A 12877-nucleotide genomic window follows, 5' to 3' on the forward strand; every position below is an offset into this window, starting at 1 on the left:
TCAACACAAAAATGAATTTAATTCTATTTTCGGTCACTACATTTGTGATTTTGGATTATTTTTACCGTTTTATGCGGTTTGTGAGCACTGATTTGGCTGAAATTGCTTAATTTCTATGCTTTTACTCGAAATCCGGGTTAACAACTATACTTTTATCCAAAATATAAGGCAGCCAATCAGAAATCGATTAGCTGCCTTCTTATTATTGATCTTAAAGGTGTTTGACCTGTTCATGTCTTTTTAATCATAAATGTTTATGATATTTTAGAGCACGCTATTTCATGGGTATGCTATTTCATGCTTTACTGACCAGGGCTACCGCCATTGCGGCAGCTGCTCCGGCATCCTTAGCATAAGCATCACAGCCCATCCGGTCACAGAATTCCTGGGTAATTGGCGCCCCACCAATCATGATTTTTACCTGATCGCGGATCCCGGCATCGACAAAAGCCTTGACCACCTTGGGTGTCTCTGGCATGGTGGTGGTGAGCAAAATTGAACAGGCGACAATATCGGCCTGGTGTTTTATAGCTGCTTCAACAAATTTTTCAGCAGGTACATCAATACCGATGTCAATGACTTTTAAGCCCCGGCCTTCTAACATCATTCCGACTAAATTCTTGCCAATGTCATGCATATCGCCCTGAACACTGCCAAGAATAACAGTTCCCAGAGCTTTGGCATCGCTATCTGTTAATAGTGGCTTTAGAATTTTTGATCCTTCCATCATGGCGTGACAAGAGCACAGCACTTCTGGTATGTATAACTCATCGCGGCTGAACTCATCTCCGACAATGGCCATGCCGTCCATCATCGCATCGAGCACCTGCTGCGGGCTTGCACCTGCTTTTATGGCTTCCTTAACAAGTTCCGGCATGGCAAATTCATCGCCATCATAGAGGGTTTCGGTTATCTTTTTTAGAATTTCCATTTCTATTCTCCCGTCATTTAATTTAGTCCAATTGGATCGGATAATTTCCAAATTCATGGACACAATTAACCATGTGCACTAATTTTTCGGCACTCACATCGCCCTGGACATTATGTGCCGGTGCCAACAAGAATCCACCACCGGGAGCTAGTGCTTTGATTGCCTCGCGCACCTCATTGGTAATATCTTCTTTGCTACCAAAAGGAAGAATCTTCTGAATGTCAATATTGCCATGAAAAACGATCGCATCACCAAAGGCTGCTTTTAATTCAAAGCGATTCATGTCCTTGGCGCCTGGCTGCACCGGATCCAGGATGTCGACTCCGCTTTCAATCAAATCCGGAATAAAGGGACGTACCGCTCCACAGGTATGCAACATGATTTTGGCTTCAGGATTATACTGATGCAGGGTCTTTTTAGCATGTTCCCAAAGCTCCTTCAAATGGGGCTTAACGACTTTCTTAAATGTTTTAGGCGAAATCAGCGGCCGATCTTGCATCCCCAGATCTTCACCGCTGAGCCTGAGGATGTCAACATATTCTCCCACCTCAGCCATAATCACCTCATTGGTGCGCTTCTGAATCTGACAGATTCTATCCATTAAGGCATGGGCAAATTCCTGGTTGTTGATAATATCGCGATACCACCGTTCGTGACCTCTCATATAGGTGGCCAGTTCAAAAACTGCTCCGGCAAATTTTGCTAGAATTGCCAAATCGGTGGTTTCACGCACCTCTTTCATTTCTTCCTTGAGACCAGCATAACGTTTGGGGTCTTCCGGATCTGGCCAGTCATAGCTGTCCAGATCTGCTATCGTGGCATTTTCCAGTGGCGGATTGACCAGTTCGAAATAGAAGTGGCCGCCGTCAATGGCGGTTTTTTTCCAGTAACATCCCCACTCGTCAATAAAGCTGCCATCGTCAAAACTTTTGGTATGAATCGAAACGCCTGATCGCGGAGAAATATAATACATGTCTATTCCTAATTTTTTTATCATTTCGATGGGCATCTGTACTTCTGTCCACCGCCCCATTCTTGGAGATTCAGGCAGGTGCTCCATATTTAGCACCTTTTTCATATCCCGATACACATCGATGGTTAACACCATATCCACCGGTACCCGATCGGGTTCCCGGTGATTGGCTGCAGTCATAACTCTTTCTCGCGAATTCATTTTTTCCTCCTTGTATCAATCATTTCATTCAAATGAAGCAAGGATCAGCCGGTCATTAAAATGATTAATTTTCTTGAAACGTTCAATCTCATCAACCGAGAAATTGATAATCGCCATACAATTGTTTTATTTTGCGCATCTCAGCATTGATTCATTTAGCGATTGACTTTAAATCAAACATTCCAGTTCATTGAACGTTTGATCGCTTCTTGCCAGCCTTTGTAGGCTTTCGTGCGCTTTTCTTGTGATATTTCGGGATTAAAACTGGCATCGATGGTCAGTGCTGCATCAAAATCGGCTTCGTTCCATAACCCGATATAAAGACCGGCCATTTCAGCCGCACCTAAGCTGGTCGCTTCAACCGAGAAAGGACGATCTACCTGAACATCCATCATATCAGCCATCATTTGAGCCAGTAGATTATTTTTGGAGGCGCCACCGTCGATCCGAATGGTTTTCATTTTAATCCCTGCTTCGTTGCCGACAACATCCATAATATCTTTGAGCCGAAAAGCAATTCCTTCTAATGTTGCTCTAACCAGATGGGCTTTTTTTGTCCCTCTGGTAATCCCGAAAATCGTACCGCGAGCATAGGGATCATGATATGGGGCACTTAAACCGGCAAGAGCTGGGACAAAGTATACACCATTGGCGTCTTCGACTGATCGTGCCAATGCTTCAGTTTCGCTGGACTCGGTTATCACTTCCAGACCGTCTCTGAGCCATTGTACTGCTGAACCGGTAACCGACTCATAGCCCTCCAGGGCATAGGTCATTGTGTCACCAAGTTTCCAGGCAATAACCGTGTTAAGCCCCTGATCCGAAATAACACATTCTGTACCGACATTAATATCTAAGAAAGAGCCGGTTCCATTGGTAATCTTACCGGTTCCGGCGGTTCGGCAACCCTGGGCAAATAAGGCGGCATGTTGATCTGCAATAACGCCATTAATCGGAATTTCTGCGCCGAGAATATCTTTTAGCGTGACCCCATAGTCTCCTGAATCAGTAATTATTTCAGGGAATATTTTTGTGTCGATGCCAAGATAGTTCAGGAATTCGTCGTACCATTGACCGGTTTTTAAATCGAGACTTCCCATAACCGAGGCATTGGAGTAACTGACCGCATGTTTCTTTCCGCCGGTTAATTTCCAGATCAGCCAGGTGTCAATGGTACCAAAGAGGGCTTCCCCTGCTTCAATCTTTTCTTTGATAAGGGGGACATTGTTGATATACCAGTTGAGCATCATCGAAGAATAAACTGGTGCTAAGGTCCAACCCGTTGTTTTTCTGGCTTTTTCTCCCCACTCGCCAGCATTGAGTTCCTGGCAAAAAGCGGCAGTTCGGGTATCCTGCCAAACGATTGCGTTGTACAGGGGCTCACCGGTATTCTTATCCCAAACCAGACAGGTTGCCCGTTGGTTGGTAATCCCGATCGAGGCAATTTCTTCTGGCGCAATCATCGCCTCGCCAATGGCCTTTTTGCACATTGCAACGCATTTTTCATAAATTTCTAAAGCATCATGCTCAACCTTGTCTTCCCCTGGTGTGTACTGTGTGAATTCATCATAGCTTTGAGCAACTATTTGCAGTTTTTGGTTGAAAATCAAAGCTCTGGTACCGGTGGTCCCTTCATCAATAACGAGTACATACTTTTCCATTTTTCTACTCCTTTAAAATTATTTGGATATGGGAATTTCCTGGCCTGATCTTTCTTAGCTGTCTGATTTATGAAATGCCATCATAGCAATTCAGACTGAATTTTTGAGTTTACACGCGGATCATTTGATTTATTTGGAGGAAGCACTTCACGCAGTTGTAATCACGTAGTTCTTTATCGTCGAGGGAAAACCGAATCACAGCAATTTTCGTAATATATCACGATTTACTATCTATTAGCTAGAATATATCACGATAATTAATCGTTGTCAATCGTTTTATGTCGTTTTTGTAGTGATTTTATAATGAGTTTGTGTTCACTTCTGTATTTTTTTCAATGTCTATGCTTTTACTCTTTTGCAATCCGTTCGTTTTCGAAATAATTATACCCATTATTTTACGAATCAGTTGTTCTTCCCCGATTATATGTTTTTTTATCTTTGCATCAAAAATCACGTCACTATCATCAGTGCCACACTAAAACTTTACTAAAAAAAACGCATCGTTAGCTTCGATGCGTCGTTATTATTTCTTTTTTAATTTGTCTTTGTATTCCGGAATGATCGACTAGCTTTTAAATGACCGCAATATTATTACTTTTACAGTATTCCCGATAAAGCTCCGGAGTCTTATCATCCAGAATAAAACCGTCAAAGACATTCAAATCAACCATTTTGGTCAGCGAAACCTTATCAAACTTGGAATAATCGGCCATCAGGTAACATTTCCGGCTGATTTCATAAATCGTTTGATTGATTTCAATTTCTTCAAAGGCACCATGGGTGATCCCTTTATCAATCGATACCGCCATAACCCCCATAAACGCTTTGTCGATATTGAAACTCTTTAGAAACGCATTGGCTTCTTTGCCATAAAATGCCCCGGAAAAATTGCGCAGCTTACCGCCCGGCATGTAGACTGTGATTCCAGGGATAGCGGATGCTTTTAAAGCGATATTAAGTGAAAGCGTAATTAAATTGATCTCGGTTGTATCGTCAAGATAATCAAGCATCAGTTCGACGGTGCTACCCGCATTTAAAGCGATCGTATCACCATTCTCAATCAATTTGGCGGCTTTTTCGGCAATAAAGCGTTTCTCTTCGATATTCTGGGTGCGCTTTTTATAAATATCCATTTCCGAGGTGGTTTGATAGTTGATCTTTTCTTTCCGGTAAGCGCCGCCATAGGATAAGGTAATCCCATACTCTTCAGCCAGATATTTTAAATCCCGGCGGATGGTAGCCTCACCGACATCATATTTTTCCGAAAGACTGGCAACTTTTACCGAACCTTTGCTCATAATTGTATTTAAAATTTCTTTTCTACGGTCGATATGTAACATATTTTTCTCCTTACTAAATGCCCTTATTTGTTGAACCGGTCTGTATTTTTCTTAGATCATCAGGGACATTTTTTGCTGGCCTAGCAAAACTCATGTTTAACACCGCTACTATTATAAATTGTACCGACAAATCACTCTTAAAGCAAGTATTACCTAACCACACTAATTTTGGAACCGGTGTCAATTGCTTTCAATTTGCTTAAGAACATCCTTGGCATTCTGTTCGGTAATTACCAGATGTCGGATATAACCGCTTTGCAAACAACTGACAACGGCATTAATATTGGATTCCGGCGGAACAATGCCGATAACATCTTTGATCCGTGCCAAAAGCCTTAAGGGAATCTGGATGGCATAATCATCATCCCCCAAAATCTGCTCACCCTGAAGATTAAAAAAATAGGACAGCAGACTGCCAACTGCTTTTTCCTGAATCAATTTCTTGCCAAACCGCAGTGCGGTTCCATGATCCGGTACCAAGGGAAAACTGCCGACCGTGATAATCGCTGTATCCATTTTCCGCCATCGTTCTAGAATATCAAGATAATTATTGGTGTTCATGAACAAATCCTGATCTTGTTCGGTGGTTGGAAAGGCCGGGCTGATTAAATATTCCGCTTGAAACCCGGTTTTATGGGATAGATCGGTGGCCAATTCATTGGGATGATACCCGCGATGGGGGACAGTGGCCGTGCCGATTATCGGGCAGACAATCCCCTGGGCAGTTTCGTTGTCATTTTTCTGAGGCATAGCTTCAATCATTTTATTAATATTATAGCCCCATCCCAAACCCAAAACCCTGGTTTTATCAAGATAATTTAATAAAACCGTTGCTGACTCCTGGTGGAAAGCTTCTGCCGATTCCACCACCTGACAGGTTTTAAGATTAAAACGGCGAGATAAGCCCTGAGACAATCCCATGTTGGATTCTTGATAGGCGAGGATATCAATTTTTACAATCCCCTCCTTTCTGGCCTTGCTTAATAAACTGCTTACTGAAGGCCTGGAAATATCCATGATCCTGGCGATTTCTGCCTGGGTCTTATTTTCTTCATAATATAATTTTGAAATTTCGATCAGTCGCAACAATTCTTTTGCTTTCATTTGTCTACTCCAATCTCTTTGGTTGTCATCTTCTTATTGTCTAATATATAACAATACCTAACATATGTCAAGTATATCCATTATTTAGTGTATATTATTGGATTTCTCTTTATTCATGTTAAACATATGCTATTTTTGTTTGACTTCCCCTTTGCCACTTGTTATACTGGTGACAAAGATGTAAACGATTGTGGAGGTGATCTAATGTCACTAGAACCAGTGAAAGTAAAAAATCTACTGCTTGCTGCTGCCCGCGAAATTGCCGCTCATGTTGATGTTCTGACAGATCTGGATTGCGCGCTGGGCGATGGCGATCATGGGACAACCATGAAAAAGCTGACCAATGTCATGTTTGACAAACTAGAAAGCTGGGATCAAACAACCAACCTGAAAGAAGGGCTTGAATCCCTCAACGACGGGCTCGAAGATGTTAGCGGCGGTTCAGCCGGACCCTTGTTTGGAGCTTTTATTTATGGTATGGCAGCGGCCGCCGATCCCAATGCCCCAAGTACTGACGCCTTTATTAAAAGCATCCTGCTCGGTGCCTATGACGAATTCTTTATAACCTCCAAAGCAGTTGTTGGCGACAAAACCATGATGGATGCTATCTATCCAGCCACCGAGGTAATCCGTACTTCTACCGCCGATATGAAAACAACCCTGCAAAAAGCCGCCCAGGCTGCCCGGGCTGGATCTGACAACACCGCCGAGATGTTGGCAAAATATGGTCGCGCCCGTTATATTGGCGAGCGCTGTTTAGGTCATCAGGATCCTGGCTCGGTTACCTTCGCCTATTTTTACGAAGGCCTGGCCAAAGGGTATTCAGCATAAAAAATTCTCAATTTATAATCTGAAGGGAGAACAAAATGTACGAAATCATGCACATTGGTGTTCCGGTTAAGGAACCGGTATTGGAAGAGTTTTACGCTGAGGGATTAAAGGTTCATATCTCAGGACCGGACAACAACCCTTTCAAATTTGAGTATCTCAGATTTGAAGAAGGCACCCCATTTCACCCAGATGTGGTAAATTTTACTCACATTGCCTACAAGGTTCCTAATATCGATAGCTTTATTAAAGATCACCAGGCGATTGTTCTAAATGAACGGATGACAGTAGATGAACACCTCGATATTGCCTTTGTTAAAGTTGACGGCACGGTTATTGAATTAATGGAAATGAAATAATTACTCCAACTCATCTATTTAAAATAATAATTTAAGGAGAACATAAAATGACGATGAAAAAATTTATTAACAATCCAGATAACATTACGGCTGAATTATTAGAAGGTCTGGCCTTGGCAAATCCCAATATTCTTGAGGTGACGGAACACAATCTGATCATCAATAAGGGTCTGGCCACTGCTGATCGGGTTACCATCGTCACTATTGGTGGAGCTGGTCATGAACCGGCGCTAGAAGGTTTTGTCGGTGAAGGAATGATCGATATTTCAGTGGTTGGCGATATTTTTGCGGCTCCCGGTTACAAAGCCGTCGTAGAAGCCTTGAAGCTAGCCGATAAAGGCAAGGGTGTGCTTTTTGTGGTGTTAAACCATGCCGGAGATATGTTAGCCGGTGATCGAACCATGAAAGAGGTCGAAAAGCTGGGATTAAATGTCATCAAGGTGGTCACCCAGGAAGATATTGCCAATGCGCCCCGATCTGACGCTGCCAACCGCCGTGGTCTGGTTGGCTGTGTGCCGCTCTACAAGATCTGTGGCGCCGCTGCCGCCCAGGGCAAATCGTTGGCCGAAGTGGCTGCCCTTGCCCAGGATTTTGCCGATAATATGGCGACCATTGCGGTCGCTTGTAAAACCGCGACCCATCCCCAGAATGGCGCTTCCTTTGCCGAACTCGGCGAAGATGAAATGGAAGTTGGGATGGGTCAGCATGGCGAAGGCGGTGGCGGGCGCCGGAAAATGGCAACGGCCGACGAAACTGCTGTAATCATGGCGGATGCGCTAGTCAAGGATCTGGATCTGAAATCCGGCGAAGCAGTGATGGTCATTGTCAACGGTACCGGTGCTACCACGATTATGGAAATGCTGCTGGTTTTCCGTCGGGTTCACATGTATCTCAGCGAAAAGGGCATCAAAATTGTCGCCAGTTGGGTAGAAGAAGTTTTAACCGTTCAGGAACAGGCTGGCTTTCAACTCTTCTTTGCCCGAATGGATTCGGAGAAACTGGCTTATTGGGAAGCCCCAGCTAAGACCCCTTATTTGAGTCGATAGTTATGGCCGATCAGGATGCAATCAAAATTCCGAAACACTTCGGCTTAGACCAACCCATGAAAAAACGAAATTTTCATGTCAAAGGGATGGATGATGTGGATTGGGGCATGAAAACCCGGCTATCAAAAATATTTGATCCCCCCAGTGGTCATACTGTCATGCTGGCCTTTGATCACGGCTATATCATGGGGCCTACCCAGGGATTGGAACGGATCGATTTGGCGATCCCGCCGCTGCAGGACTATGCCGATGTCCTGATGGCTACCCGCGGAGCACTACGAACCTGTATCCGACCGGATCACGGCAAAGCCATCGCGCTGCGTTGTTCGGCCGGAAGTTCGGTCTTACAAGAGGATATGAGCAAGGAAATCATCGGCGTCAATGTCGAAGAGGCGATCCGGATGAACTCCACCTGTATGGCAATTCAGGCCTTTATCGGATCTGAGAACGAATGCCAGAGCATTGAGAATATTGTCAGAACCGTCGATGCCGGCAACCGTTATGGTATTCCCACCCTTGGGGTGGTGGCGGTTGGCAAGGATATGGTACGAACCACCAAATACTTTTCGCTGGCTACCCGAATGCTGGCTGAGTTCGGGGTTCAGATTGTCAAGGTCTACTATTGCGATAACTTTGAAGCGGTCACCGCCGCCTGTCCGGTGCCGATTGTTATCGCCGGTGGCAAAAAGGTGCCGGAACAGGAAGCCCTGGAAATCACCTATCAGGCTATTCAAAAAGGCGCTGCCGGCGTCGATATGGGTCGCAACGTCTTCCAGGCCGCTAACCCGGTTGCGATGATCCAGAGCATTCGTAAGGTTGTTCACGAAAAATTCACCGGCACCGAAGCCTTTGAATTTTACACTGATCTTTCTTCCCGCTAGTCACTTACATGTTGATCACGATAAAAAAGCTGTCTTGGGTGAACATCTCATCCAGGACAGCTTTTTACTATTAAATTTTTGCTATTAATTTTTTACTATTAATTTTTTTATTAAATCAGGAATCCAGCTTAAGCACCGCCATAAATGCTTCTTGCGGTACTTCCACATTACCAACCTGACGCATCCGCTTCTTACCCTCTTTTTGTTTTTCCAGCAATTTTCGTTTACGACTGATGTCCCCACCATAACATTTAGCCAGTACATCTTTGCGCATCGCCCGGATCGTTTCGCGGGCGACCACCTTGGTGCCAATGGCAGCCTGAACCGGTATTTCAAACATCTGCCGGGGGATTTCTTCTTTTAATTTTTTAGCAATCAACCGTCCCCGGTTTGCGGCCTTTTCGCGATGAACAATAAAGGATAAGGCATCGACCAGTTCGCCATTGAGTAGAATATCCAGCTTAACCAAATCCGATGGCCGATATTCCTTGATATCGTAGTCAAAGGACGCATAACCGCGAGTCCGCGATTTAAGCGCATCAAAGAAATCATAGATAATCTCATTAAGGGGTAATTCATATTTCAGGATAACCCGGTTTTCTTCAACGTAATCCATAGTCAGATAAACACCGCGGCGTTCCTGACACAATTCCATAATCGCACCCAAATATTCCGAAGGCACCATGATATCGGCATTGACAATTGGTTCTTCCATGGTTTTAATCTCTACCGGACCCGGAAGGTTGGCAGGATTATCGACCCATAATTCGCTGCCATCGGTCTTGATGACCTTATAAATAACGCTAGGGGCGGTCGTGACCAGATCGAGATTGAATTCCCGTTCCAGCCGTTCCTGGATAATTTCCATATGAAGCAGACCAAGAAAACCGCAGCGGAAACCAAAACCAAGCGCCATCGATGTTTCCGCCTCATAAAGCAGGGCGGCATCGTTTAGCTGCAATTTGGCCAGGGCTTCTTTTAAATCTTCATAACGCGAGCCGTCAGCCGGATAAATCCCGCAGAAAACCATCGAGGTCACTTTTTTGTAGCCTGGCAAGGGTTCGGCGGACGGATTGCCGGTCTCAGTGATGGTATCACCAACCCGGGTATCGCGGACATTTTTTATCCCGGCGTTGACATAGCCAACGTCTCCGGCACAGAGCTCATCAATGGGAATCAAGCCTCTGCCAAAAACCCCCACCTCATTGACTTCAAAGGTTTTGCCGACGGCCATCATGTCAATTTTCATGCCCTTGCGGATTTTCCCCTGAACTACCCGCACCGAGGCAATAACGCCCAGATACTGATCGTAATAGGAATCAAAAATAAGTGCTTGTAGTGGTGCCTCGACATCGCCTTTTGGTGGTGGTACTTTTTTGACAATCGCCTCCAACACTTCACGGATATTGAGACCGGCTTTAGCCGAAATCAGTGGTGCATCCTGAGCTTCAATGCCGATGACATGTTCAATCTCATCCTTGACCCGCTGGGGATCGGCACTTAACAGGTCAATCTTATTGATTACCGGAATAACCTCCAGGTTATTCTCCAGCGCCAGATAAACATTGGCAATGGTCTGGGCTTCAATTCCCTGGGAGCCATCGACAATTAACAGCGCCCCTTCACAGGCGGCCAGACTGCGGGACACCTCATAGGTAAAATCGACGTGACCGGGGGTGTCAATCAGGTTTAGAATATACTCTTCGCCGTCATCGGCGGTATACAGTAAACGGACAGCCTGAAGCTTGATGGTAATGCCCCGCTCACGCTCAATATCCATATTATCCAAAAACTGTTCTTCCATATCCCGTTTGCTCATTAGCCCGGTATCTTCAATCAGTCGATCGGCCAGGGTTGACTTACCATGATCAATATGGGCAATGATCGAAAAATTTCGTGTATGATCTTGTTTATTTGTCAATTTTTAAAATCCTCTACTTTCAAATCTATATAAATGATGGGAATCTTCTATCAATCACAGGTTTTTTATACCTAGATCAATATTCTATCAAGAAATATTTTTTTTGTCACGTTTTTTCTTGATAATATTCTGTAAATGTGTTAGAATTGCTATGTTATAAATAAATGAGGGGGGTGAACCCATGGCTAACATTAAATCGGCTATGAAACGAGCTAAAACAAATGAAATCAGTCGTCTACGAAATAAGATGGTAAAAACTAATCTTAAGACTTCTGTAAAGAAATTTGATCTTGCAGTTACTGAAGGTAACGTAGAAGCAGTGCAGGAAGCTTTTCGTTTAGCAACAAAGAAAATTGATATGGCTGTTACAAAAGGTGTTTTACATAAAAACACTGCAGCACGTAAAAAAAGTACTTTGGCTAAAATCATGAACAAGATGACTGCTTAATTACCTCATTTATATATTCCCAAAACCCGTGTCTCTAGGGTCTATCCAAAGATGTACTTACTCAGGTACATCTTTTTTGCGTGAAGGCAACGACCCGCTCTGCCAGCTATCCAAGCTTTATTAAAAATAATTCCAGGGCAAAATTTTGATCGATTTCACCCAGTTTCATCTGGGCATCGAGATCTGCGCCGATGATCATAACCTCCCATAAATTATCGATGGGATAATTCTTTCCAGTTTTTAAAATCTTATTAACAATAAAGGGAGCCAGTTTCATTTCCGTCGCAACTGTTTTAGCTGGCAGTCCCCGCGCACTGTAAATCTTAACCATTAGCAGCATCCGGATTTGTCGCAGCAGCAGACTGAACACCCCAAAGGGGGATTCCCCTTCCAGATAGAAATGATTAAGCATCAGCAGCGCCTGATCTTTTTGGCCGCTGATGGCGTAGTCGATCAGCTTAAAGATCCCTTCTTCAATCGACTGCGGCAAGATCAGCAAGATATCTTCTTTACTTATCTCATTGCAATCCCCGGCGTAATCAATCAGGCTATTGAGTTCATTGTCGACCATCTCCATGGTTTTTTTCTCGTTCATTAAGTACATCGATCGCTGGATAAATAGTTCCACTTCGGAATGGCTGATTTTTTTTCCGGCATTTTTAACTCGTCGGATAATCCAGGCTTGTAGATCACTGGCATCGAGTTTGTCAAATACCACCAGGCTACCCGCTTTGGTCAGACTTTTATATAGCTTTTTGCGCTTGTCGGGCTGTTCCCAATAGATAATTAACAGTGTCGATGGACAAGGGTTCTCCAGGTAGGCAACAAGTCGCTCGAGATCTTTTTTATCGGTGATTTTATCGAGTTGCGCCTCTTCCCGGACAATTACGATTCGCTTATTGCTCATCATCGGCAGGGTTTCACAGGTCGCCAAAAATTCTGACAGATCGAGATTCTTATCATTGTAGGTGGTCAGATTTAAGGGTTCCAGACCCTTTGCCAGTTCGCTAGCAATTAACGTTTTTTCGATCATATGGCCGATATAATGTTCCGATCCAGTAAATAAATAGACCGGGCTGATCTCCTGGTTTTTGATACTTTTACTTAATTCTTTATAATTCACGTTGTTTCTCCATTAATTTTGGTTTGTATTACTATTTTTTTATCTATTTATTTGGTCATTT

12 protein-coding genes are annotated in these 12877 nt (G+C 43.9%); 5 read left to right on the forward strand and 7 right to left on the reverse strand.

Annotated features, from left to right (window positions below; all coding sequences use genetic code 11):
- Positions 1 to 295: 295 nt before the first annotated feature.
- From QZ998_RS04730 to QZ998_RS04750, 5 genes are all read right to left on the reverse strand, one after another.
- Positions 296 to 931, reverse strand: coding sequence for a cobalamin-dependent protein (locus QZ998_RS04730; protein ID WP_296558467.1), 636 nt, complete (start codon positions 929 to 931; stop codon positions 296 to 298).
- Positions 932 to 953: 22 nt separating this feature from the next.
- Positions 954 to 2105, reverse strand: a complete 1152-nt coding sequence (locus QZ998_RS04735) for a uroporphyrinogen decarboxylase family protein (protein ID WP_296558472.1) — start codon at positions 2103 to 2105, stop codon at positions 954 to 956.
- Positions 2106 to 2278: 173 nt separating this feature from the next.
- A complete protein-coding gene (locus QZ998_RS04740) occupies positions 2279 to 3766 on the reverse strand; it encodes a glycerol kinase (RefSeq protein WP_296558474.1) in 1488 nt (495 codons plus the stop codon).
- A gap of 572 nt (positions 3767 to 4338) precedes the next feature.
- On the reverse strand, positions 4339 to 5106 hold the full coding sequence (locus QZ998_RS04745) for a DeoR/GlpR family DNA-binding transcription regulator (protein WP_296558475.1): 768 nt from the start codon (positions 5104 to 5106) through the stop codon (positions 4339 to 4341).
- Positions 5107 to 5286: 180 nt separating this feature from the next.
- On the reverse strand, positions 5287 to 6210 hold the full coding sequence (locus tag QZ998_RS04750) for a sugar-binding domain-containing protein (protein WP_296558477.1): 924 nt from the start codon (positions 6208 to 6210) through the stop codon (positions 5287 to 5289).
- Positions 6211 to 6414: 204 nt separating this feature from the next.
- Between QZ998_RS04750 and QZ998_RS04755 the strand changes: the two genes are divergently transcribed.
- Genes QZ998_RS04755 through lsrF form a run of 4 tightly spaced genes read left to right on the forward strand, consistent with a single transcriptional unit; the run spans position 6415 to position 9324 of the window.
- Positions 6415 to 7041, forward strand: a complete 627-nt coding sequence (locus tag QZ998_RS04755) for a DAK2 domain-containing protein (protein ID WP_296558479.1) — start codon at positions 6415 to 6417, stop codon at positions 7039 to 7041.
- Positions 7042 to 7076: 35 nt separating this feature from the next.
- A complete protein-coding gene (locus tag QZ998_RS04760) occupies positions 7077 to 7397 on the forward strand; it encodes a hypothetical protein (RefSeq protein ID WP_296558481.1) in 321 nt (106 codons plus the stop codon).
- A 47-nt stretch (positions 7398 to 7444) separates the two neighbouring features.
- A complete protein-coding gene (locus tag QZ998_RS04765) occupies positions 7445 to 8443 on the forward strand; it encodes a dihydroxyacetone kinase subunit DhaK (protein WP_296558483.1) in 999 nt (332 codons plus the stop codon).
- A 2-nt stretch (positions 8444 to 8445) separates the two neighbouring features.
- Entirely contained in the window at positions 8446 to 9324 is an 879-nt protein-coding gene (gene lsrF, locus QZ998_RS04770) for a 3-hydroxy-5-phosphonooxypentane-2,4-dione thiolase (RefSeq protein ID WP_296558485.1), read from the forward strand.
- 115 nt (positions 9325 to 9439) lie between these two features.
- On the opposite strand, the gene lepA is transcribed toward lsrF, so the two are convergent.
- Positions 9440 to 11245, reverse strand: coding sequence for a translation elongation factor 4 (lepA, locus tag QZ998_RS04775; RefSeq protein ID WP_296558487.1), 1806 nt, complete (start codon positions 11243 to 11245; stop codon positions 9440 to 9442).
- A gap of 181 nt (positions 11246 to 11426) precedes the next feature.
- Between lepA and rpsT the strand changes: the two genes are divergently transcribed.
- Positions 11427 to 11693, forward strand: coding sequence for a 30S ribosomal protein S20 (gene rpsT, locus QZ998_RS04780; protein ID WP_296558489.1), 267 nt, complete (start codon positions 11427 to 11429; stop codon positions 11691 to 11693).
- 106 nt (positions 11694 to 11799) lie between these two features.
- Here the strand turns inward: rpsT and holA are convergent, their stop codons facing one another.
- Positions 11800 to 12816, reverse strand: a complete 1017-nt coding sequence (gene holA, locus QZ998_RS04785; protein ID WP_296558490.1) for a DNA polymerase III subunit delta — start codon at positions 12814 to 12816, stop codon at positions 11800 to 11802.
- Positions 12817 to 12877: the final 61 nt, after the last annotated feature.

Origin of the sequence: uncultured Acetobacterium sp., assembly GCF_927416815.1 — a bacterium.
GTDB lineage: Bacteria > Bacillota > Clostridia > Eubacteriales > Eubacteriaceae > Acetobacterium.

Coding starts and splice junctions, on each gene's coding strand:
- QZ998_RS04730 (WP_296558467.1), bottom strand. CDS start 931: ATGGAAATTCTAAAAAAGATAACCGAAACCCTCTATGATGGCGATGAA.
- QZ998_RS04735 (WP_296558472.1), bottom strand. CDS start 2,105: ATGAATTCGCGAGAAAGAGTTATGACTGCAGCCAATCACCGGGAACCC.
- QZ998_RS04740 (WP_296558474.1), bottom strand. CDS start 3,766: ATGGAAAAGTATGTACTCGTTATTGATGAAGGGACCACCGGTACCAGA.
- QZ998_RS04745 (WP_296558475.1), bottom strand. CDS start 5,106: ATGTTACATATCGACCGTAGAAAAGAAATTTTAAATACAATTATGAGC.
- QZ998_RS04750 (WP_296558477.1), bottom strand. CDS start 6,210: ATGAAAGCAAAAGAATTGTTGCGACTGATCGAAATTTCAAAATTATAT.
- QZ998_RS04755 (WP_296558479.1), top strand. CDS start 6,415: ATGTCACTAGAACCAGTGAAAGTAAAAAATCTACTGCTTGCTGCTGCC.
- QZ998_RS04760 (WP_296558481.1), top strand. CDS start 7,077: ATGTACGAAATCATGCACATTGGTGTTCCGGTTAAGGAACCGGTATTG.
- QZ998_RS04765 (WP_296558483.1), top strand. CDS start 7,445: ATGACGATGAAAAAATTTATTAACAATCCAGATAACATTACGGCTGAA.
- lsrF (WP_296558485.1), top strand. CDS start 8,446: ATGGCCGATCAGGATGCAATCAAAATTCCGAAACACTTCGGCTTAGAC.
- rpsT (WP_296558489.1), top strand. CDS start 11,427: ATGGCTAACATTAAATCGGCTATGAAACGAGCTAAAACAAATGAAATC.